Annotated in this window: 17 protein-coding genes; 7 read left to right on the plus strand and 10 right to left on the minus strand. The window is 62.1% G+C overall.

What is annotated here, in order from left to right; all coding sequences use genetic code 11:
- Window positions 1-65: 65 nt before the first annotated feature.
- The 4 genes from V7Z56_RS03480 (at window position 66) to V7Z56_RS03495 (ending at window position 3,417) form a co-directional block, all read left to right on the plus strand.
- Window positions 66-812, plus strand: a complete 747-nt coding sequence (locus tag V7Z56_RS03480; RefSeq protein WP_334127964.1) for a phosphoadenylyl-sulfate reductase — start codon at window positions 66-68, stop codon at window positions 810-812.
- Between the two features lie 137 nt (window positions 813-949).
- Window positions 950-1,264 carry a DUF2849 domain-containing protein gene (locus V7Z56_RS03485; protein ID WP_334127965.1) on the plus strand — a complete coding sequence of 105 codons (315 nt, stop codon included), beginning with the start codon at window positions 950-952 and terminating at the stop codon, window positions 1,262-1,264.
- A 16-nt stretch (window positions 1,265-1,280) separates the two neighbouring features.
- The gene (locus V7Z56_RS03490; RefSeq protein ID WP_334127966.1) at window positions 1,281-2,933 is read left to right on the plus strand and encodes a nitrite/sulfite reductase; all 1,653 of its coding nucleotides are present in this window, start codon (window positions 1,281-1,283) and stop codon (window positions 2,931-2,933) included.
- Window positions 2,926-3,417: a DUF934 domain-containing protein gene (locus tag V7Z56_RS03495; RefSeq protein WP_334127967.1), complete on the plus strand. Its 492-nt coding sequence runs from the start codon at window positions 2,926-2,928 to the stop codon at window positions 3,415-3,417. The genes V7Z56_RS03490 and V7Z56_RS03495 overlap by 8 nt, the downstream gene beginning before the upstream one ends.
- 80 nt (window positions 3,418-3,497) lie before the next feature.
- On the opposite strand, the gene V7Z56_RS03500 is transcribed toward V7Z56_RS03495, so the two are convergent.
- From V7Z56_RS03500 to V7Z56_RS03525, 6 genes are all read right to left on the minus strand, one after another.
- The gene (locus tag V7Z56_RS03500; RefSeq protein WP_334127968.1) at window positions 3,498-4,169 is read right to left on the minus strand and encodes a rhomboid family intramembrane serine protease; all 672 of its coding nucleotides are present in this window, start codon (window positions 4,167-4,169) and stop codon (window positions 3,498-3,500) included.
- Window positions 4,170-4,290: 121 nt separating this feature from the next.
- Complete coding sequence (locus tag V7Z56_RS03505) at window positions 4,291-5,499, minus strand: CaiB/BaiF CoA transferase family protein (RefSeq protein WP_334127969.1); 1,209 nt, start codon at window positions 5,497-5,499, stop codon at window positions 4,291-4,293.
- Window positions 5,499-7,595 (minus strand): acetate--CoA ligase family protein, encoded by a 2,097-nt coding sequence (locus V7Z56_RS03510; protein WP_334127970.1) that lies wholly within the window; start codon window positions 7,593-7,595, stop codon window positions 5,499-5,501. The genes V7Z56_RS03505 and V7Z56_RS03510 overlap by 1 nt, the downstream gene beginning before the upstream one ends.
- A 36-nt stretch (window positions 7,596-7,631) precedes the next feature.
- Window positions 7,632-9,440, minus strand: coding sequence for an acyclic terpene utilization AtuA family protein (locus tag V7Z56_RS03515; RefSeq protein ID WP_334127971.1), 1,809 nt, complete (start codon window positions 9,438-9,440; stop codon window positions 7,632-7,634).
- Between the two features lie 4 nt (window positions 9,441-9,444).
- Window positions 9,445-10,272 (minus strand): enoyl-CoA hydratase/isomerase family protein, encoded by an 828-nt coding sequence (locus tag V7Z56_RS03520; protein ID WP_334127972.1) that lies wholly within the window; start codon window positions 10,270-10,272, stop codon window positions 9,445-9,447.
- A 38-nt stretch (window positions 10,273-10,310) separates the two neighbouring features.
- Window positions 10,311-10,934, minus strand: coding sequence for a TetR/AcrR family transcriptional regulator (locus V7Z56_RS03525; protein ID WP_334127973.1), 624 nt, complete (start codon window positions 10,932-10,934; stop codon window positions 10,311-10,313).
- Window positions 10,935-11,138: 204 nt separating this feature from the next.
- Here V7Z56_RS03525 and V7Z56_RS03530 point away from each other — a divergent pair, with 204 nt between their 5' ends.
- From V7Z56_RS03530 to V7Z56_RS03540, 3 genes are read left to right on the plus strand one after another with little or no spacing between them, the layout of a single operon-like run.
- Complete coding sequence (locus tag V7Z56_RS03530; RefSeq protein ID WP_334127974.1) at window positions 11,139-12,284, plus strand: acyl-CoA dehydrogenase family protein; 1,146 nt, start codon at window positions 11,139-11,141, stop codon at window positions 12,282-12,284.
- 11 nt (window positions 12,285-12,295) lie between these two features.
- Window positions 12,296-13,507, plus strand: coding sequence for an acyl-CoA dehydrogenase family protein (locus tag V7Z56_RS03535; RefSeq protein ID WP_334127975.1), 1,212 nt, complete (start codon window positions 12,296-12,298; stop codon window positions 13,505-13,507).
- Window positions 13,508-13,510: 3 nt separating this feature from the next.
- On the plus strand, window positions 13,511-14,611 hold the full coding sequence (locus V7Z56_RS03540; protein ID WP_334127976.1) for an acyl-CoA dehydrogenase family protein: 1,101 nt from the start codon (window positions 13,511-13,513) through the stop codon (window positions 14,609-14,611).
- 25 nt (window positions 14,612-14,636) lie between these two features.
- Here the strand turns inward: V7Z56_RS03540 and V7Z56_RS03545 are convergent, their stop codons facing one another.
- From V7Z56_RS03545 to V7Z56_RS03560, 4 genes are read right to left on the minus strand one after another with little or no spacing between them, the layout of a single operon-like run.
- Window positions 14,637-16,667, minus strand: a complete 2,031-nt coding sequence (locus V7Z56_RS03545; protein WP_334127977.1) for an NADPH-dependent 2,4-dienoyl-CoA reductase — start codon at window positions 16,665-16,667, stop codon at window positions 14,637-14,639.
- A 19-nt stretch (window positions 16,668-16,686) separates the two neighbouring features.
- Complete coding sequence (locus tag V7Z56_RS03550) at window positions 16,687-17,496, minus strand: TIGR03084 family metal-binding protein (protein WP_334127978.1); 810 nt, start codon at window positions 17,494-17,496, stop codon at window positions 16,687-16,689.
- 40 nt (window positions 17,497-17,536) lie between these two features.
- Window positions 17,537-19,531: an acetyl-CoA carboxylase biotin carboxylase subunit gene (locus tag V7Z56_RS03555; protein ID WP_334127979.1), complete on the minus strand. Its 1,995-nt coding sequence runs from the start codon at window positions 19,529-19,531 to the stop codon at window positions 17,537-17,539.
- Window positions 19,532-19,587: 56 nt separating this feature from the next.
- A complete protein-coding gene (locus V7Z56_RS03560) occupies window positions 19,588-21,210 on the minus strand; it encodes an acyl-CoA carboxylase subunit beta (RefSeq protein WP_334127980.1) in 1,623 nt (540 codons plus the stop codon).
- Window positions 21,211-21,433: the final 223 nt, after the last annotated feature.

A 21,433-nucleotide genomic window follows, 5' to 3' on the forward strand; every position in this document is an offset into this window, starting at 1 on the left:
CTTCTATTGATATTTTTGATTAAACTACGTAACTATTGCAGGGCACAGTCAATCGGATAGAAAATATGTCGGCACTCGCATCGAAAATTTATCCCGAATCGGAAGCTGCCCGCCTGCAGGGCCTCTATGGACACCTCTCCGGGCGCCCGCTTCTTGAGGCGCTGATCGAGAACGGCCTGCGCGGCCAAATTTTGTTATCGTCCTCTTTCGGGGCCGAGTCGGCGGTGCTTCTCGATCTCGTCGCCGAGGTCGATCCGACGATCCCGGTCATCTTTCTCGACACCCGCCGCCTCTTCGGTGAGACGCTTCGCTACCAGAAACAGCTCACCGAACTTCTCGGCCTCAAGGATGTGCGGATCATCTCCCCGGACGCCGAAACGCTCCGCCGCGTCGACCCGGACGATATGCTCTTCAACGAAGATCCGGACAAATGCTGCCATATCCGGAAAGTCGCGCCGCTTGATAACATTATGACAGAGCTTGCAAATTCCGGTTTCAAGGCATGGATAACGGGGCGTAAGCAGTTTCAGTCGGCAACCCGGAGCGCGCTTCCGACCATCGAACAGGACGGCGACTTCATCAAGATCAACCCGCTCGCCGACTGGACCAATGACGACATCAGGAACGCGTTTCGCGCCCGCAATCTGCCGCCGCACCCGCTCGTCGCCGATGGCTTCAAGTCGATCGGCTGCATGCCCTGCACAAGCCGCGTCGCCGACGGCGCCGATCCCCGCTCGGGCCGCTGGGCCGGGCGCGCCAAGACCGAATGCGGTATTCATACCGCCCGCCGGGCCGGCCTCAGCGCCGCTTAATTCACAGTAAGAGTATGTTAATATAAAATTATATACATTTCTATTGAGTTATTTGTACTATTTATTTAAAGATAGCAGTCAAAGACAGTTTGCCCCGCATCATCGCGATACCCGGGTTACAGAAAAGGAGACCTACAATGGCATTGCAAGTCTACACGGCGTCCCTGTTGAAGGAAGGTCTGGTCGCATATCTCTGCCTTGATAACGGGCATGCTTTCTGGACGACGGATCTGCGCAAGGCGACGGCCCGGGCGGCCGATGACATCGAGGCGCTTAAAATCGCCGCCGAACAGGCCGAGCAGGACAACATCGTCATCGCGCCTTACGCGATGGACGTGATCGAAACAGCCGAAGGCCTTGCCGCGACCACGCGGCGCGAGGAGATTCGCGCCTCCGGGCCGACCTTCGTGCTTCCGCATGACAATATTCGCGCGGCCCGCAAGGCCGCCTGACACTTCGGGACCCACCATGTATCAATATTCAGAACAGGATCACCAGCTTCTGCTGGAGCGGGTGACGCAGTTCCGCGACCAGGTCGGCCGCCGCCTCAAAGGCGAGCTTTCGGAAGAGGAATTCCGCCATCAGCGCCTTCGCAACGGCGTTTACCTGCAGCTCAACGCCTATATGCTGCGCGTCGCGGTGCCCTATGGTCTGCTGTCGTCAGAGCAGATGCGCACCCTCGCCTATATTGCGCGCAAATATGATCGCGGCTACGGCCACATCACGACGCGCCAGAATATCCAGTACAACTGGCCGCAACTCGTCGACCTGCCGGACATCCTCGATGATCTCGCCAAGGTCGAGATGCACGCCATCCAGACGAGCGGCAACTGCATCCGCAACACGACGTCCGACCCGCTGGCCGGCGTCGCGCGCGATGAGCTTGAGGATCCGCGTCCCTATTGCGAACTGATTCGCCAATGGTCGACCTTCCATCCGGAATTCAACTTCCTGCCGCGCAAGTTCAAGATCGCCGTCAGCGGCGCCCAACAGGACCGCGCCGCCGTCGCCATCCACGACATTGGCCTGCGCCTCGTGAAGAATGACGCCGGCGAGACCGGGTTCGAGGTTCATGTTGGCGGCGGCCTAGGCCGCACGCCGATGATCGCCAAGCTGATTCGCCCCTTCGTGCCGAAGGCGCATATGCTGACCTATCTCGAGGCGATCCTGCGCGTCTACAACCAGCTTGGCCGGCGCGACAATATCCACAAGGCGCGGATCAAGATCCTTGTGCATGAGATTGGCGAGGAGAAATTCCGTGAGCTGGTCGAAGCAGAATGGGCGAAGATCAAGGCGACCGGGCTGATGCTGCGCGATGAGGATTTTGCGTGGATCAAGGGCTTTTTCAACGATCCCGACTATGAAACCCTGCCCGATTTCGATCCGGCTTTCGAGCAGCTGATGCTGAAAGACTGGGAGTTTGCCCGCTGGGTCAGCAAGAATGTCGAGTTGCACAAGCAGCCGGGCTACCGCATCGTCTATCTCTCGCTCAAATCCGCGCATCAGCCGCCGGGAGACGTGACCGCCGACCAGATGGACGCCGTCGCCGATCTCGCCGACAAATACAGCCTTGGCCATCTGCGCACGACGCACAGGCAGAATCTCGTCCTCAGCGACGTGCGCCTTCGCGATCTTCCGGCGCTCTGGCGGGAGCTGGTGGAGCTCGATCTCGCGACACCGAACTATAATCACCTGACGGATATTATTTCCTGCCCGGGGCTCGATTACTGCTCGCTCGCGACCGCGCGGTCCATCCCGATCGCGAAAGCGATCACCGACCGCTTTGATGATTACGACTTCATCAACGATCTCGGCGATCTCAGCATCAATATTTCGGGCTGCATCAACGCCTGCGGGCATCACCATGTCGCCAACATCGGCATTCTCGGCGTCAACAAGAAGGGCACCGAGGTCTATCAGATGACGCTCGGCGGCAGCGCGCGCGAGGATGCCTCAATCGGCAAGATCATCGGCCCGGCGTTCGATTCGGAACAGATCGTCGATGCCGTGGGGCAGGTCCTGTCGGTATATCTTGAAAATCGGGAAGATTCGGAAGAAACTTTCCTCACCACCTATCGGCGCATCGGCGCCGACCCGTTCAAGGAACGGCTCTATGGATAGATATATCAGGGACCAGCGGATCGAAACCGACGAGTGGACGCCGTTCACCGGGCTCGAGGACGAAGCCTCGCTGCCGTCGGGCGATATTTACGTGCCGCTTGAGGAGTGGGTGAAGGTCCGCGACGTGCTGCTGACGCGCAACAGCCGCCTTGGCGTTGCGCTTCGCAACACGGACGATCTCGCGCTCCTTGCCGAGGATCTCGACCGGCTCGACCTGATCGTGCTGGAATTTCCGAAGATGGCGGATGGACGCGCCTTTACGCAGGCGCGGCTGCTGCGCGAGCGCTACGGCTACAAAGGCGAAATCCGCGCCACCGGCGATGTCCTCTATGACCAGCTCTACTATATGCAGCGCTGCGGCATCAACGGCTTCAAGCTGCGCGAGGATCAGGATCTGGAGAAGTCGCTGCATGCCTTCCATGTCATGTCGGTGACCTATCAGCCGGCCACGGATGAAGAGTTTCCGATCTGGCGCCGCCGCTAGAATATATCTGACATAAAAGATGCAACGCGCATCTTTTTGTAAAGCACCTGGTTCTCGCTCCCCCGCAGCCAGGTGCTTTTTTATGCGCGGCGCGGCCGCTCCAGCAGGAGATAGAGGAGCGCGACGATCACGCCCACCGCAAAGCCCGCCATATGCGCGACCCAGGCAATCTCCGCGCCGGCGCCCGCGAAGAGCGCACCAAGCGGCGTTGCGCCGATGACGATGTTGAGACCGAGCAGCACGGCAATCATGATGACGACGCCGCGCACGCCGTAGCGCGGCGCGAGCACGATCATCGCCGCGCCCATCGCGCCAAAAACCGCCGCCGAGGCGCCGTAGAGGATGACATTTTCAAACGGCGGCGCGATCAGATATTCGATCCATGCCCCCGCCCATCCGGCAAGGAAATAGAGGATCAGGAAACGGAGCGCCCCGAAGCGCCGCTCGCTGAGCGATCCGAACGCGAGCAGCATGCCCGCATTGAGCGCCATATGCGTCCAGTCATGATGCAAAAAGAGATGGCTGCAGAGCGTCAGCAGGATATGCAGCGCCCCCTCCACCGAGGGCGCATCCAGTATCGCCGCGACGATGGCGGGGCGGAAGGCGAAATAGCCATAGGCCCAGTTCAGCGTCGCATCCGTCGTGACGCTGAGCAGGATGTGCAGGCCAAGGATGGCGACAACCAGGTAAAGGGTGGCGGGCGGAACGTTGAAGGCCGGCACGCGGCCCCTGTTGTCATAGTCGTCAGTCACAGTCACCCGGCCCGATTACGCAAGAAGCTCGCCGGAACATAAATTCAATGCCCGCCAAACACAAGAAGACATTGACGCCGTGGCGCGCCGGGCCCGCGCCGGGCCCGCCTTTCGCCCCCGCTCAGGCCTTGTTCAGTGCGAGGATTCTCCCGATCTCGTCATCGCCGAAACCAAGTTCCTTCAGCACCTCCCCGGTATGCTCACCGATCTCGGCCGGCGGGTGGGCGCGGTTGATCGGGCTGTCCTCATTGGCGATGAAGGGAATACCGACAAGGCGCATGGCGTCGTCAAAGCCCGCGATCCCCTCCGCCTCGACGATGATGCCGCGGTGCTCAAGCTGGTCGTCCGACGTCGCCTCGGCGAGGGTGCGGACCGACTGCGCGGCGATGCCGATCTTGCCCATCAGCTCCAGCCATTCGGCCAGCGTCTTCTGCTTCATCGTCGCGCCGACCAGTTCGATCCCCTCCTTCAGATTGTCGCGGCGCGCATCGGGCGTCGCGAATCGCGGATCCTCCAGAAGATGGCCAAGGCCGATGGCGCGGAACACGATATCGTTATGCTCCGACGTCAGCACGGCGAGCAGGATCTTCTTGCCGTCCTTGGTATCATAAACCCCCGAGGTCGGCTGGCGCGTCGGCGACTGGTTGCCGATCAGCGGCGGGACGTTGCCGCGCACCATGAAATCGGACATCTGCGGCCCGGCCAGCATCAGGGCGCTGTCATACATGGCGACATCGAGATACTGCCCCGCGCCCGTCCGTTCGCGGCGGAACAGCGCGGAGGAAATGGCGAACGCCGCGTTGATGCCGGTAAACATGTCAATCGCCATGATGCCGATGCGGGTCGGCCCGGTCTCCTCATGGCCGTTCAGCATGAAAATACCGGCCGCGGCCTGAATGGCGGAATCATAGGCCTTGTCGTTGCTGCGCGGTCCCTTCTGCCCGTAACCGCTGATCGAGCAGTAGACGATGTCGGACTTGCGCGCCTTCAGCGCCTCGTAATCGACGCCGAGCCGCTTGGCGACGCCGGGGCTGAAATTCTCGACCACCACATCCGCATCTTCCAGCAGACGATAGACGATCTCCCGTCCCTCCTCCGACTTGAGGTCAATGGCGAGGCTGCGCTTGTTGAGATTGACGGTGAGAAAGGCGGGCGAGAGCCGCTTGGCGATCATTTCCGGATCCGAGAGCGTGCTGCGGAGCTGATCGCCCTTCCCCGGCGCCTCGATTTTCACCACATTCGCGCCGAGAAGCGAGAACATCTGCGTGGCCACCGGCCCCGCCAGAACCTGCGTGAAATCCAGAACCTTTATACCTTCAAACGCTCGCATTATTTTTTTCCTTTCGGCACAATCAGTGCATCAACCGCAACGGCCCCCTCGGGCAGGACGATGAACGGATTAACGTCAATCGTTTCGATCCTGTCCGCATTTTCCGCCGCAAAAACCGATAGTTTCGAGAGCGCCTCGGCCAGCGCCGCGATATCCGCAGGCGGCGCGCCGCGCACCCCGTCCAGCATCGCCCGGCCCGCAATCTCATCAATCATCCGATGGGCCTCGTCCACGCCGAAGGGCGCAAGACGGAATGTCACATCTTTCAGCACCTCGACGAAAACGCCGCCAAGGCCGAACATCACCGCCGGGCCGAAGACGGGATCGCAGACAACGCCTATCACCGTCTCCACGCCGCCCTTTACCATCTCGGCGACGATCACGCCATCGATCCGCGCGCCGGGCGCCGCCTCCCTCGCCCGCTGCATCAGCAGTGCAAAGCCGTCGGCAACCGCATCTTCGCCACTCACGTTCAGCAGAACCCCGCCGATCTCCGTCTTGTGCGCGATATCGGGGGAGGCGATCTTGAGAACCACCGGACCGCCCATCTCGCGCCAGGCGGCGACCGCCTCTTCTGCGGAACACGCAAGACGCTCGCGCGTGACGGGGATGCCATTACTTGCGAGGATCGCCTTCGCCTCATGCTCCGCGACTGCCTCGGCCGGGGCAGGCTTCGTCCCGTCGGGGAGCGCCGGCGGAGATTGCGGGCGGCCGCGCGCGAACACCTCGCTGAAATGCACCAGCGCCGCCATCGCCCGCACGGCGAGCGAGGGATCCTCGAAGCAGGGCAGGTTCATCTGCTCGTAAATGCTCTCCACCTCGCGCGGCGCAATGATGCTCATCAGCATCACCTCGTCGGGATATTTTTCCCGCAGCGCGCTGAAAAGCTCGATACACACATCACGCGTGAAGGGCGAGGATGCGACGCTCGACAGATAGACGATATGGCTGTCGAAATCGGCCTCGTCGATGGTCAGCTCGACATTCGCTTTCATCAGCGAGGGCTGGTTGAGCGCCTGGGCGGTGAAATCGACCGGGTTGCCGACGCCGGCGAAGGGAATGATCTCCTTCAGCTTGCGCTGCGTCTCTTTGGGGAGCGGCGTGACCTCAAGGCCGTATTTGACAGCCGCATCCGCCATCTGCACGCCGACGCCGCCGGAGACGGTCTGCAAGCTGATCTTGCGTCCTTTCGGATACTGCCCGAACTGGCAGGCATAGCCGATGTCGATGAATTCCTCGGTGGTTTCGGCGCGGTAAACGCCATACTGGCGGAACAGCGCATCATAGACCGCATCCGCCCCGGCGAGGGAGGCGGTGTGCGATGCCGCGGCCGCCGCACCAGCCGCCGTCTTGCCGACTTTCATGAAGACAACCGGCTTTTCCGCATCGCGCGCCATCTCCAGCGCCTCGCAGATGCGATCGGCATTCTTCATCCCTTCCGCATAGGCGAGGATGACCTTCACTTCCGGGTTCTGCGCGTAGTAGCCGATGACCTCGGCGACATCGACATCCGATTCGTTCCCCGTCGTCACCCAGTAGTTGGAGCCGAGGCCGCGCGCTTGCGAGACCGTGAACACATGCCCGCCATAGGCGCCGCTCTGGCTGACGATCCCGATCGGGCCGGGCGGCAGCTTCAGAACCGAGGGGGCGTTGCTGAAGGTGCCGTACCAGCCCGCCTCGATATTGAGAGCGCCAAGGCAGTTGGGGCCGAGGATGCGCATGCCGCACTCGCGGGCGATGCCGGCAATCTCCGCTTGCGCCCGCGCGCCCTCGTCGCCCTGCTCGGCAAAGCCGGAGGTAAACATGATCGCGCTTCTGACCCCGCGATCGGCGCAGTCGCGCATCGCCTGCACGGCAAGCTTTGCGGCGACCGCGATAATCGCGCAGTCGATCCCTTGCGGAACCTCGTGGATGGAGGCATAGGCCGGGAGGCCCTGGATGACCTCATGGTTCGGGTTGACCGGATAAATGTCGCCCCTGAACCCGCCGACCTGCATGGCATGGATCGGTCGTCCCCCGATCCGTGACGGTGTGTTCGATGCACCAATGATCGCAACGGACTGCGGCCGCAGCATCGGCTCGAGTGGATGGGTCATTTTCTCCCTTGTTACCTCCCTGTCAGACCGCTTTCGTTAGTTGAGGCTTTCGGCGACCTCCTTCGGCACGCGGATCGGCAGCGCCAGCAGCTGCTGCGCATAGGTTTTCGCGAGGTTATCAAGATGCAGCGTCGAGGTGCCGCCGCCGCCGAGCGTGTCGGTCAGCAGGAAGTTGACGGCATCCATCCCCGGCAGATCGAAGCGGTAAACCGTCCCCTTCAGCACATGGCCAAAATAGTCGGCAACGGCCGCCTCGGTCGCGCTTGCCTTGATCCAGGGCAGATATTCCGCCTTGCGGGCGATGACGCCGATATTGGCGTTATTGCCCTTATCGCCGCTTCGCGCCGCGGCAAGTTTGATCAGCGGCACTTCCACCAGCTCGCCCGCCGGCGTCTCCTGAGGCTCCGTCGGCGCATGCTGCATTTTCGGAACGGGGGAATATTGCGCAGGTTTTGGTATATCCACATTAACCGGTTTATTGTTGATATACACCTTCGGCTCGATCCGCGCCTTGTCAATCTGGAAGGCGAACTGCGCGACCACTGGCGTCACCTTCGGCCGCCCCGAGGCGCCTCCCGAGCAGCGCCCGGTCGTCATCGAAAGGCCGACGCCCGTTGTCTCCTTGGAGAAGAGTTCGAGCGCCTCCTTCTCATCATGGCGGACATCGATGCGGGTGATGATCTCGCGGGTCTGCGCCGCGCTCGGCTGCGCGTTCGAGCCCCAAAGCGTTTCCGCGCCGATCAGATGGATCGCCGTCTCGCGGTAGTCGCCGAGGTTACGCTCCAGGAACAGCCGGCGCGTGCGCTTCAGCAGGGCCTCCGCATAGGCGCGCCCCTTCTCCACCACGTCAAAGCCGGTAATCACCGTCGTTGCGGTCGCGCGGAAGCCGTCTTTGTAGGTGCCGGAGACTTTGTAGGTCGAGGTCGGCGCGCGGCCTTTGGCGTTGGCGATCTCCAGCCAGTCCTTCTTCGTCTCGGTCAGTGTCACGCCCGAGAAATCGCAGATCACGTCCGGCATGATATAGGCCGTCGGATCGCCGATCTCATAGAGGATCTGCTCGCCCACCGACAGGCGCGAGACGATGCCGCCGGTGCCTTCGGGCTTGGTAATGGCAAAGGTGCCGTCAGCGCGGCAGACCGCGATCGGGTAGCCCATGTCGTCCCAGCCATCGACGGTATCGCGCCAGTCGGTGAAGTTGCCACCGGTCGCCTGCGCGCCGCATTCGAGGATATGCCCCGCGAGCGAGCCCGCCGCGAGCCGGTCATAATCATCCACCGTCCAGCCGAATTCATGAATCAGCGGGCCCAAAGTGACCGCGCTGTCGACGCAGCGGCCGGTAATCACCACATCCGCGCCGTTATCGAGCGCGGCGGCAATCGGGAAGGCGCCGAGATAGGCGTTGGCGCTGATCATCCCATCAGGCATCGGCTTGCCGGAAAACATTTCCGAAATCCCTTCGCCGCGGAGCGCCTTCAGGTCGTCGGAGAGGTTGTCGCCATCGACGGTGCCGATCTTGAGATCGACGCCCGCTTCCGCCGCGACTTTGGCAAGCGCCGCCGCGCAGGCCTCGACATTGACGCCGCCGGCGTTGGCCACGACCTTGATGCCGCGCGCCTTGATCTCATGCAGCAGCGGCTTCATGGCGAGATCAACGAAATCGCGGGCATAGCCAAGCTCGGGCGATTTCTGCTTCGCCCGCACGAGGATCGACATGGTCACTTCGGCAAGATAATCGAAGACGAGATAATCGACATTGCCCTTCATCACGAGCTGGCGCGGCGCGTCCTGGGAATCGCCCCAGTAACCCGAAGCGCCGCCGATACGGATTGTCTTTGCACTGCTCATTGGATCATCCTTTCGCTTTCTCGGCCTCGACCTGCCAGGCGGGCTTGCGTTTCTCGGCGAAGGCCGACTGGCCTTCCTTGCCTTCCGGGCCGCGGTTGAGCTCGGAGAATTTGCGCGCCGAGAAGGCGACCATCTCCTCTTCGGGCAGCGTGCCGACCGTCAGCATAATCTCCTTCGTCGCAGCGTTGGCGAGCGGGCCGCACTGCAGCACCTTGTCGACGACCTTCTCAAGCGTTGCGTCGATCTCGCTGTCGGGCGCAAGATACTGCGCGATCCCATATTCATAGGCCTTGCGGCCATCGAAGCGCTCGCCGGTCAGGGCGAGCTGGCGGGCGCGGGTGAGGCCGATGCGCTTCACGACAAAGGGCGCGATCTGCGCCGGGGCAACGCCGAGCGTCGTCTCGGGCATCCCCATGCGCGCGCCCTCGGCGACAATGGTGATATCGGCCATGCAGGCATAGCCCATGCCGCCGCCAAAGGCCGAGCCCTCAACGACCGCTATCGTCGTCTGCGGCAGCCGTTCGAATTTCATGAAGGCGAGACCGGCCTTGCGGTTGCGCTCCATGATCGGATCGTGATCGGGCGTCACCACCTCTTCGGCCATGCCGCGCCGCTCCTTGATGTCGCCGCCGGCGCAGAAATGCCCGCCGGCGCCGCGCAGCACCACGAGGCGGATTTCCGGTGTCTTTTCGAGCCAGTCGAGAACGGCGGCAAATTCCGAACCCATCTGGGTGTTGATGGCGTTGCGCTGATCGGGACGGTTGAACGTCAGGTTGAGACGCGGCCCTTTGACTTCAAGTTTGAGACATTCGCATTGTGGAATTGTATGCATTTTTTCTTCTTTCTTGTGCTGCATTTCCCCCGCCCGGCTCATTCGGTGAGGTATTTTTTGAACATAGCTTTGAATTGATCGATTTGCACCGAAACTTTATCGCTGTCCCCCGATATCATATTTGTCAGCGCCAGGCCGCGCAGCGTGATCAGCAGCGTCTGACGCCAGGATTTTATTTCCTCCCTGTTCCGCCTACTATCGGCAAAAACTTTCTGCCAGACAATATCTCTTTCTTGCTCGAGTGGTTTGAGCGCCGCCTGTATCGCCTCTTCAAACTCGCTATCCTGTCGCCCGCGCACCGCAATTTCGATAAAGGCCGTATAATTCGCGCCGCGAAAGCCGGCCCAGTATTCATCGATCACCCGATCGATCCGCTCATCGAGCGGCAGGCGGGTCAGCTCTTCGGCATCGAGATAGCGGCTGAGGCGGCGGGCGATCTCATCGACGCAGGCAACGAGAAGCGATTTCGGGCTGTCAAAATGATACTGGATGGCGCCGCGGGTCAGCCCCGCCTCGCGCGCGACCTCCTCCATGGTGAGCTGCGCCGCGCCGCGCTCGTTCAGCAGCGTGATGGTCGCATCGACGAGCCGCTGGCGGGTTTCGAGCCGCCGCTCCTCCTGCCGCCGCCGCCGCCGCTCATTCCGCCCCGGATTTACCAGCACGGACCCACCTTGCGCCGGAAATGCGCCGCGCGCGCGCCGCGCCGGCCCGCCTCCCGTCCCGCCGCGTGAGCGCTTTTGTTGCGCGAATACGAATATTGATTTGTAACATTCATTCATGCATGTTAGTGTAAGGACCATCAAAAGACAATCCCGCAAAATGCGGTTTGCCGGATAATAACAAGAACCGGGATAAGGCGAAAAACAATGATACTGACCCAGGAACATCGCGAACTTTCGGACAGCCTGAAGAAATTCATCGAGGCGGAAATCAACCCTTATGTTGACGAATGGGAGGAAGCGGAACAGTTCCCCGCCCATGAGCTTTTCAAGAAGATGGGTAACCTCGGCTTTCTCGGCATCAGCAAGCCCGAAGCGTTCGGCGGCAGCGGGCTCGACTATTCCTATGAAGCCGTCGCCTCCGAAGCGCTCGGCTATATCAATTGCGGCGGCGTCGCCATGGCGATCGGCGTGCAGACCAACATGTGCACCCCGGCCCTCGCCCGCTTCGGCTCGGACGAGCTGCGCCGCGACTATCTCGCGCCCGCCATCGCCGGCGATATGGTCGGCTGCGTCGGCGTGACGGAAGCGGCCGCCGGATCGGATGTTGCAAGCCTCAAGACCACGGCGCGCAAGGACGGCGATGACTACATCATCAACGGCTCCAAGATGTTCATCACCAACGCCCTGCAGGCCGACTGGATCTGCCTCCTGTGCAACACCGGGGACGGCCCGGTGCACAAGAACAAGTCGCTGATCATCGTGCCGATGGACAGCCCCGGCATCACCAAGCACAAGATCCGCAAGATCGGCATGATGTCCTCCGACACGGCGCAGCTCTTTTTCGATGATGTCCGCGTGCCGCAGCGCAACCGCATCGGCGAGGAAAATCTCGGCTTCATCTACCAGATGAAGCAGTTCCAGGAAGAGCGCCTGTTCGCCGCCTCGCGCGGACCGCGGGTGATGGAGGAGGCGATCAAGGAAACCATCGCCTACACGCGCGAGCGCAAGGCCTTCGGCAAGTCCATCCTCGATAACCAGGTCGTGCATTACCGCCTCGGCGAATTGCAGACTGAGGTCGAGGCCCTTCGCGCCCTCACCTATCACGCGGTCGAGCGTTACATCAACGGCGAGGATGTGAGCCTGCTCGCCTCCATGGCGAAGCTCAAGGTCGGCCGCCTGCAGCGCGAGGTGATGGACAGCTGCCTGCAGTACTGGGGCGGTCAGGGCTATATGTGGGAAAGCTCGATCTCCCGCAAGTTCCGCGACTTCCGCCTGACCTCCATCGGCGGCGGCGCCGATGAGGTGATGCTGAAAGTCATCACCAAGATGATGGGCATTTCTCCGGACTAAAGGACACGGCAATGGATCTCGCCGATCGGGCGGAACACAAGGCTTTCCGGGCGGAAGTCAGGGAGTTTATCGCGACCCACGGCCATCTGGCGCCAAAGGATACAGCCGATTCCTATCGGCTGCAGCCGCGCAAGTACGCCGCCGATGTCAAGGCATGGCAGAATCTGCTGATTGATCACGGCTATGCGAGCCGCACCGTGCCGAAGGAATATGGCGGCTTCGGAGCGGAGCCGGATATCCTGAAGTCGAAGATCATCACCGATGAATTCTTCAACGCCGGCCTGCCGCCCGGGCTTTACAGCCAGGGCATCTCCATGCTGGTGCCGACCCTGCTCGAGCACGGGACGGAGGAGCAGAAGAAGCAGTGGATCGAGCCTACCATCCGCGCTGATATTTTCTGGTGCCAGGGCTATTCCGAACCGGGATCGGGCTCCGATCTTGCCAGCCTGAAGACCCGCGCCCATGAGGACGGCGATGATTTCGTCATTAACGGCTCGAAAATCTGGACCTCGGGCGCGCATGTCGCGGATATGATTTTCTGCCTCGTGCGAACGGAACTCGAGGCCGGGAAATATGACGGCATCAGCTATCTCATCTTCTCGATGGACACCCCCGGCATCGATATCCGCCCGCTCCAGACCATGACCGGGCACCCCTCCTTCAACGAGGTGTTCTTCACCGATGTGCGGGTGCCGAAAACGCAGGTCGTCGGCGGGCGCGGCAAGGGCTGGAAGGTCGCCAACAGCACCCTCGCCCATGAGCGCGGCATGCTCTCGAGCGCCAATCACGCGGCGGGGCGGCTGCAGAAGATTGCTGCACTGCTGAAAAACGAAACCATGGGCGGGGAGCCGCTTTTCTCCAACCCCGTCCTGATGGACCGCTTCATTCGCCTGCAGGCGCGGGTGCAGGGTATGCGCCTGCATGAGATGCGGCTGATCACCGAGGCGGCGAGCGGCAAGCCGCGCAACATCGCCGACATGGTCTGCAAGCTGCTCGGCTGCGAGCTCAATCACCAGATCGACGCCTTCGCCATCGATATCCTGGGCGAAGTCGGCATTCTTTACGACGGCGTTCCCTCCATCCATCACGACAGCATCTGGCAGCAGCTCTATATGTATGATCTCGGGCTGATCATCGGCGGCGGCACGGCGCAGATCCAGAAAAACATCATTGCCGAACGCGGCCTCGATATGCCGCGCGAGCCGAAACTCGCGAAAGGATAGCCCATGTTTTTCGGTCTTTCGGAAGAACAGCTTCTCATTCAGGAAAGTTTTAAAGGCCTGCTCACGCGTGCCGTCGATCTCGATCGCCTTCGCAAAAATGCCGCGGGCGGCCACGGCACGGATGCGGCGCTTATGCGCGAGCTTGCCACGCTCGGCCTCCCCGGTCTTTTAATTTCCGAGGAATATGGCGGCTCCGGTCTCACCCTCATCGAGGCGGCGATTGTCGGGATCGAGCTTGGCCGGGCCGCCGCGCCGGTGCCTTTTGCCGGCACGGCCGTGATGGCGCCCCGCGCGTTATCCTGTGCGGGAAGTCCTGCGCAGCAGCAGGAATGGCTGCCAAAACTGGCGTCGGGCGAGATCACCACCATTGGCATTGCGGTTGCGGAATATGCGGCGGGCGCGCGCCGGGACGCTACCGTAAAATCACAAAATAACCGGTTAAACGGAAAAGCATCTTTCGTGCTCGACGGCGCGGATGCCGCCGCCTTCATCATCGCGGACAGCGCTGGCAACCTCTATCTCCTTCGCGGCGATGCCCCGGGCGTCAAGAAGGACGTTCTCCCGAGCATCGATCCGACCCGCCCGCTCGCTGAACTGACGCTTGAGGATGCGCCGGCCGAGCCGCTCCCGAACGGGACGCCGGCGATGCTGGACGCGCTCATCAACGCCGGGCGCGTCATTCTGGCGGCGGAGAGTTTCGGCGCGGGCGAGGAGATGCTCCGCCGCGCCGTTGACTATGCGAAGGAGCGCCAGCAGTTCGGCCGCGTCATCGGCTCGTTCCAGGCGGTCAAGCATATGTGCGCCGAAATGGCGGCGGAGTTGCAGCCCTGCCAGTCGCTCGTCTGGTATTCGGCTTACGCCGCCGATCACCTGCCGGAGGACGCCGCGCTTTCCGCCCTGCTCACCAAGTCGCATATGGACGAGACGGGCCGTTTCGTCGCCCGCACCGCCATCGAGGTGCATGGCGGCATGGGCTATACGGATCTGATGGGGCTGCATTACTGGTTCAAGCGGATCGGCTTCAACCGCGCCACCTTCGGCGGGCCGGAGATTATCCGCATGAGGGCGGCAGAGCTTCAGGGATTTGTTGCAGGCGCGGCGTAACGATCCGCACCTGCACGCTCCTTTGTTACACCGCGGCGGCGAGATAGCTCGCCTGATTGATCGCCCGCTTGGCGTCAAGCTCCATCGCCTCATAGGCGCCGCCGACCAGCTCGGCATCGACGCCGCGCTCGACCAGCGCATCATAAAGATCACGAAGCGGCAACTGTCCGGCGCAGATGACAACGGTATCGACGTCAAGCGTCTCGGGCTGGCCGTCGATAAGAAGATGCAGCCCCGCATCGTCGATACGCAGATATTCAACCCCGCTTATCATCTTCACACCGCGCCGCGACAGGGCGAGCCGGTGCGTCCAGCCCGTCGTCTTGCCAAGGCCGCGCCCGACCTTTGATGTTTTCCGCTGCAACAGCGTCACTTCCCGGTCGGCGCTCGCGACCACCGGTTCCACCCCGGTCACGCCGCCCCGCGGATGGTTCCTGAAGTCGATGCCCCATTCCTTTGCGAAGACATTGACATCGAGCGAGCCGGGCGTGCCGCTGTGGGTGATCTTCTCGGCGACGTCAAAGCCGATGCCGCCCGCGCCCATGATGGCGACCTTCCGCCCGACCGGCTTGTTGCCGAGGATCACGTCGATATAGCTCACCGCTTTCGGATGCGTGATCCCGTCGATATCCGGAACGCGGGGCGAAATGCCAGTTGCGACCACCACCTTGTCGAACCCCGCCGCCGCCAACATATCCGCATCGACGCGGGTATTCAGATGTAGCTCGATGCCGAGCTTCTCGATCATCCGGTTATAATAGCGGATGGTCTCGTAAAACTCCTCCTTGCCCGGGATGCGCTTGGCGAGATTGAACTGCCCGCCGATCTCCGGCGCCGCATCATAGAGCGTGACCTTGTGCCCGCGCCCCGCCGCAACCGTCGCATAGGCAAGCCCGGACGGCCCGGCACCCACGACCGCGATCCGCTTCGCCGCTGTCGCCGGCCTGTAATTCAGGATCGTTTCGTGACAGGCGCGCGGATTGACGAGGCAGCTTACCTCCTGCCCGGTATAGGTATGGTCAAGGCAGGCCTGGTTGCAGGCGATGCAGGTGTTGATCTCATCCTCGCGGCCGTCGAAGGCCTTTCTGACAAGCTCGGAATCGGCGAGCATCGGGCGCGCCATGGAGACGATATCCGCGTCCCCGCGCGCCAGGACCGCCTCGGCGACATCCGGCATGTTGATGCGGTTGCTGGTGATCATCGGGATGTTCAGCTCCTTGCGGAGCCGTCCCGTGACCTGCGTGAAAGCCGCACGCGGCACCATGGTGGCAATCGTCGGCACCTGCGCCTCATGCCAGGTGAAATGCGTCGAGATGATATTGACGCCGATTTTCTCAAGCGCCTTGGCGAGCATCACCACTTCGTCCCATGCCATGCCGCCCTGCAGCATGTCCATCGCGGCGATGCGGAAGATCAGGATGAAATTCGGCCCCACCGCGGCGCGGATGCGGCGCATGATCTCGAGCGGGAAGCGCATCCGGTTCTCGAAAGAGCCGCCCCATTCATCGGTCCGCCGGTTGGTATGCTCGACGAGAAACGTGCTGACGAGATAGCCGGCGGAGCCGATCACCTCGACCCCGTCATAGCCCGCTTTCTGTGCGCAGACCGCGCAGTTCACGATATCGCTGATCTGCTTTTCGATCCCCTCGGCATCGAGCTCGCGCGGCGGCCGCTTCATGATCCGCGAGCGGACCGGCGACGGCGCAACGGGATCATCGGGCGCGAGCGGCCCGCGGTGCAGGATCTGCATGCAGATCTTGACGTCCGGGTCCGCGGCATGCACCGCCTCGGTGACGATCCGGTGTTCGGCGACCTCGGCATCATTGGAGAGCTTCGCGCCCTTGCCCCCTTCCATGTTGGGAGAGATGCCGCCGGTGATGATCATCCCGACGCCGCCCCTCGCCCGCTCGGCGAAATAGGCGGCAAGGCGCTCGAACCCGTTCTCGGCCTCCTCCAGCCCCGTATGCATCGATCCCATCAGGGCGCGGTTCTTGAGCCGTGTGAAGCCGAGATCGAGCGGCGAGAAGAGATGCGGGTATTTCGGATGAGCAGTCATCGGATCCGGCCTCCCCGCGTTACGCGCTTTTACGGTTGATTACGCGGGTGCCGGGTGTGGGCGGGGTGCGCGGCACGCCGGCGAAGCATTGCGCGACCGCCATCCAGCGCGTCGCGACATCGCCGCTGACCCGAAGGCTGGTATCGGCGACATTGCGGGTCTGCGCCACCACCTGGCAGAATTCCGCCGCCTCGCCTTCGATCCTGTCATTCGTATTCTCCGGGTTCCATTCCCAGATGGCGCCCGACGGCGCGGTCAGGCGGACATGCGGCACCGGCCCCGGGATCGGTTCCTTGCGGTTGATGAAGGTCCAGTTGAAGGTGTTCATGCCGATGACCACGATGCTGCGGATACGGTCGGTATTCTCCCGCTCGACGCCAAGGACATCATAGACCTCCTGCGCATGGGACCAGGTTTCCATCAGCCGCGCCGAGATGCTGGAGCGCGCGCTCATCGTCGGGCCAACCCAGATCAGGCGGCGCTTCGGGTCCTCCTGGGCGAATTTCTCGGCCATCTCGATGTAATATTCGCGCCACGCTTCGCGAAGCGCCTTGCCTTTAAGGCCCTTCAGCATCTCATTCGTGGCGATGACGAGCGAATCGGTTTTCGTCCGGATCTCCGACATCGCCGCGTAAACGCGCTTGAATTCCTCCTCATCGATGCGGGTCAGATCCGCTGCATAATTGAAAAAATGCAGATGCTGCAGAACGTCGTTGATCGTCCAGTCCTTGAACAAGGTGACGCGCTCGTAATCTGCGTCCTCAAGCGGCTCAAGCAGCTTGTAGAGCGCTTCGCTTTCGTCCCGGAAATCATAGGCTTCTGTCAACATTTTACGGATCTCCCCATATCATTGTCGTTATTTTATAAGGTCACGCGTCCGCCGGCGTGATTTCGAACAGCATGTCGCCGAGCGATACCTGATTGGCGGCGACGGCGAAAACTTCCGCCACCTCGCCGTCGATATCGGCAAGGATGTCATGCTGCATCTTCATCGCTTCGAGGACCGCAAGCCGCGTTCCGACGGTGACGCTGTCGCCCGACTTCACAAACACATCAAGCAAGGTGCCGTGCATCGGCGCCGCGACATGGCCGCTGCCCGCCGTCGCCTCGGCGCCCAGCGGGAAGGCCAGGCGGTTGACGAGGCGATAGGTCCGCCCCTCGTGGGTGAGCCCGATGATGCCCTCTTCCGCCGCATCGAAATGCACCCGCTGGCGCTTGCCATCGACGGTGAGCTGCGCGCGATTGGCGCCGCGATTGACAACTTCAATCGTGACCTTGTTGCCGCGCACGGTGACCTCATAGCTGCCGTCGCTCTGCGGGGAGACGGTCGTGTCGATCGCCTCCTCCACCGCATCGAAAATATAGCGGCTGATCAGCGGGCTCGCGCTTGACCAGTTGAGCAGCTCCGCATCGACGAAAATCGCCGCCTCGCGGGCGCGGTTGCGCTCGACCTCATAGAGCAGCACGGCGGCCATTGCGACCTCGCCGTCGGCGGGCGCCTTCGCGGCCAAGCGGCTCTCATCGAACAGCTCGCCGATAAAGGCCGTCGTCGCCTCGCCGCGGGCGAATTTCTCTTCCGCGAGGATATCGATCAGGAAGCCGCGATTGGTGGTCAGGCCAAAGAGGACCGTCTCCTTCAGCGCCTCGATCAGGCGATGGCGCGCCGTCTCGCGGCTGTCGCCATAGGCGATGACCTTGGCGATCATCGGATCATAGAAGGGCGAGATTTCCTGCCCGGTGCCGATGCCGCTGTCGAAGCGCACGCCGTCAAGCTCCGCCGGCAGCCAGCGCGTGATGCGCCCGGTGCAGGGCAGGAAGTCCTGCGTCGTGTCCTCGGCATAGAGCCGGACTTCGATGGCATGGCCGGTGAGGCGCACATCCTCCTGCGCAATGCCGAGCGTCTCGCCCTGCGCGACGCGGATCTGCAGCGCGACAAGATCGAGGCCGGTGATCATTTCGGTGACCGGATGCTCCACCTGCAGGCGGGTGTTCATTTCGAGGAAATAGAATTCCCCCGCCGCATCGAGCAGGAATTCCACCGTGCCGGCGCCGCGATAGTTGATGCTGCGCGCCGCCTCGACGGCCGCCTGACCCATGCGGGCCCGCAGCTCCTCCGTCATCACCGGGCAGGGCGCTTCCTCGACCACCTTCTGGTGGCGCCGCTGCACGGAGCAGTCGCGCTCGCCGAGATGGATGACGTTGCCGTGGGTATCGGCAAAGACCTGCAGCTCGACATGGCGCGGCTCGATGATCGCTTTTTCCAAAATCAGCTCGTCCGAACCGAAGGCGTTGAGCGCTTCCGAGCGGGCGGAACCGAGCGCCGCGACAAGATTTTTCTCATCCTGCACGAGGCGCATGCCGCGCCCGCCGCCGCCAGCGGCCGCCTTCACCATGATCGGGAAGCCGATCTTCTTCGCCGCCGCGATCAGCGTCGCGTCCGACTGGTCCGGATCCTCATAGCCCGGGACGCAGGGCACATTCGCCGCGATCATGCGCCGCTTCGCCGCCGCCTTGTTGCCCATCAGGTCGATGGCTTCGGCGGTCGGGCCGATGAAGACGATCCCCGCCGCCTCGCAGGCGCGGGCGAAATCCGCATTCTCGGAGAGGAAGCCATAGCCGGGATGGATCGCCTCCGCCCCCGTCGCCTTTGCGGCGGCGAGGATTTTCTCCTTGTCGAGATAGGACTGCTGCACCGGCGCCGCGCCGATCAGCACCGCCTCGTCGGCCATCGCGACGTGCAGCGCCTTGGCGTCCGCCTCGGAATAGACGGCAATCGTCCGATAGCCGAGGCTTTTCGCCGTGCGCATCACCCGAACCGCGATCTCGCCCCGGTTGGCAACCAGTATACTATTGAATTTTCTCATTTTACGGGCCTGTCTTTTCTTTGATCTTTATTATACCGCGAAGAGGACTGCATGCATCACAGCCGGCCGACGCCGAAGCTGTTCGGCTGCACGGCGCGATGACGCGCTTCCCAGCAGGTCTGCAGGGCGAAACCGATCACCTTGCGGCTGTCGCGCGGATCGATAACCCCCATGTCGAGCAGCCGGCCGGAGGTGTAGAAGGCATCGGCCTGGCTGTCGAAATGATCAATCAGCCGCTGCTTCTGCGCCGCCAGCGCCTCCTCATCGACAGGAACGCCTTTGCGCTCGGCGCCGCTGCGGGCGACCTGGTCCATGGTGAGCGCGGCCTGCTCGCCGCCCATCACACCGGTTTTCGCATTCGGCCAGGCAAACAGGAAATCCGGATCATAAGCAAGGCCCGCCATGCCGTAGTTGCCGGCCCCGAAGCTCGCCCCGATATAGAGCGTGATCTTCGGCACACGGACGTTGGAGACGGCCTGGATCATCTTTGATCCATGCTTGATCATGCCCTTCTGCTCATATTCCTTGCCGACCATGTAGCCGGTGATGTTGTTGAGGAAGATGAGCGGGATATTGGCCTGATCGCAAAGCTGGAAGAACTGCCCGCCCTTCGCCGCCCCGTCCGGATCGATCGGGCCGTTGTTGCCGACGATGCCGCAGGCATGGCCGAAGATGGAGGCTTGCAGGCAGACCAGCGTCGAGCCATAGCGCGGCTTGAACTCCTCGAAATCCGAGCCGTCGACGAGCCGGGCGACAACCTCGCGCACGTCATAGGGCTTGCGATAATCGACCGGCACCACGCCCGCGATCTCATCGGGGCTGTAGACGGGTTCCTGATAGCTGCGGATATTTGGCTTCGGGCAATGCTCGTTCCAGCCGAGGCGGCCGATGATGTCGCGGGCGATGGCGAGGCCATGCGCGTCATCTTCGGCGAGATATTCGACGAGGCCGGTGACCGAGGCGTGCATCTCCGATCCTGCAAGCTCTTCTTCATCCGAGATCTCGCCGGTTGCCGCGCGCACCAGCGCCGCGCCGCCGAGAGAGGCGCGGCCGCGCCCCTTGATGCCGATCACATAATCGCTCATGCCCGGGAAATAGGCGCCGCCCGCGGTTGACGGGCCATGCAGCACCACCAGCGTCGGGATACCCGCCGCGCTCAGCTTGGCAAGGCGCTGGAAACCGCCGCCGCCATGCGCCCATGATTCCACCTGGTATTTCAGAAGGTTCGCGCCCGCGCTTTCCACGAGATGCACGAAGGGCAGCTTCTTGGCGATGGCCATATCCTGGCAGCGGCGCAGCTTCTCGCCCGATTTCTGCGTCATCGCGCCGGCGTTGATGCCGCTGTCGCTGGCGTAGACCATGCAGCGCACGCCCTTGATAAAGCCGATCCCGGCCAGCGCGCTGGCGCCCGGGATGCTTTTCTCGCGGTCCGGCGTATCGACGGTGTAGTTGGCAAGGCCAAAGAGTTCGAGAAACGGCATCCCCGGATCGAGCAGGCGCACCATGCGCTCGCGCGGGGTAAGCTGGCCGCGCTCTTCAAACACCTTGCGGCGCTTTTCAGAGAGCTGCGTCGCCCGGTCCTTCAGGGCCTGCAGGTCGTCGACCAGCGCCAGCATCTCGCGACGGTTGGTCGCAAAAGCATCGGATGAAGAGACGATTTTAGAAGAGAAGACGGTCATTCATGACTCCACATTTATTTTTATTTTTCACCTTGATAGCATATGCGGCACAAAAGGGTTAAGCGAAAAATCCCCGATTTTCGCGTATTGGACTGTTAATTTTTCTTTGCGTCCACAATAATTTCTGGCAATGACATATGGCACGCTCTAGACTGCCGGAAGAGCGTTAAGTGTCAGCGCAGCAAAAATGGAAAAAAACAGTTTCCTGCGCTAAAGGTAACGA

It is taken from the genome of Sneathiella sp. (assembly GCF_036844445.1).
Lineage (GTDB): Bacteria > Pseudomonadota > Alphaproteobacteria > Sneathiellales > Sneathiellaceae > Sneathiella.

Excerpts from the sequence above, each read along its gene's own strand:
- V7Z56_RS03480 (WP_334127964.1), top strand. The coding sequence starts at position 66 with ATGTCGGCACTCGCATCGAAAATTTATCCCGAATCGGAAGCTGCCCGC.
- V7Z56_RS03485 (WP_334127965.1), top strand. The coding sequence starts at position 950 with ATGGCATTGCAAGTCTACACGGCGTCCCTGTTGAAGGAAGGTCTGGTC.
- V7Z56_RS03490 (WP_334127966.1), top strand. The coding sequence starts at position 1,281 with ATGTATCAATATTCAGAACAGGATCACCAGCTTCTGCTGGAGCGGGTG.
- V7Z56_RS03495 (WP_334127967.1), top strand. The coding sequence starts at position 2,926 with ATGGATAGATATATCAGGGACCAGCGGATCGAAACCGACGAGTGGACG.
- V7Z56_RS03505 (WP_334127969.1), bottom strand. The coding sequence starts at position 5,499 with ATGCGAGCGTTTGAAGGTATAAAGGTTCTGGATTTCACGCAGGTTCTG.
- V7Z56_RS03510 (WP_334127970.1), bottom strand. The coding sequence starts at position 7,595 with ATGACCCATCCACTCGAGCCGATGCTGCGGCCGCAGTCCGTTGCGATC.
- V7Z56_RS03515 (WP_334127971.1), bottom strand. The coding sequence starts at position 9,440 with ATGAGCAGTGCAAAGACAATCCGTATCGGCGGCGCTTCGGGTTACTGG.
- V7Z56_RS03520 (WP_334127972.1), bottom strand. The coding sequence starts at position 10,272 with ATGCATACAATTCCACAATGCGAATGTCTCAAACTTGAAGTCAAAGGG.
- V7Z56_RS03530 (WP_334127974.1), top strand. The coding sequence starts at position 11,139 with ATGATACTGACCCAGGAACATCGCGAACTTTCGGACAGCCTGAAGAAA.
- V7Z56_RS03535 (WP_334127975.1), top strand. The coding sequence starts at position 12,296 with ATGGATCTCGCCGATCGGGCGGAACACAAGGCTTTCCGGGCGGAAGTC.
- V7Z56_RS03540 (WP_334127976.1), top strand. The coding sequence starts at position 13,511 with ATGTTTTTCGGTCTTTCGGAAGAACAGCTTCTCATTCAGGAAAGTTTT.
- V7Z56_RS03545 (WP_334127977.1), bottom strand. The coding sequence starts at position 16,667 with ATGACTGCTCATCCGAAATACCCGCATCTCTTCTCGCCGCTCGATCTC.
- V7Z56_RS03550 (WP_334127978.1), bottom strand. The coding sequence starts at position 17,496 with ATGTTGACAGAAGCCTATGATTTCCGGGACGAAAGCGAAGCGCTCTAC.
- V7Z56_RS03555 (WP_334127979.1), bottom strand. The coding sequence starts at position 19,531 with ATGAGAAAATTCAATAGTATACTGGTTGCCAACCGGGGCGAGATCGCG.
- V7Z56_RS03560 (WP_334127980.1), bottom strand. The coding sequence starts at position 21,210 with ATGACCGTCTTCTCTTCTAAAATCGTCTCTTCATCCGATGCTTTTGCG.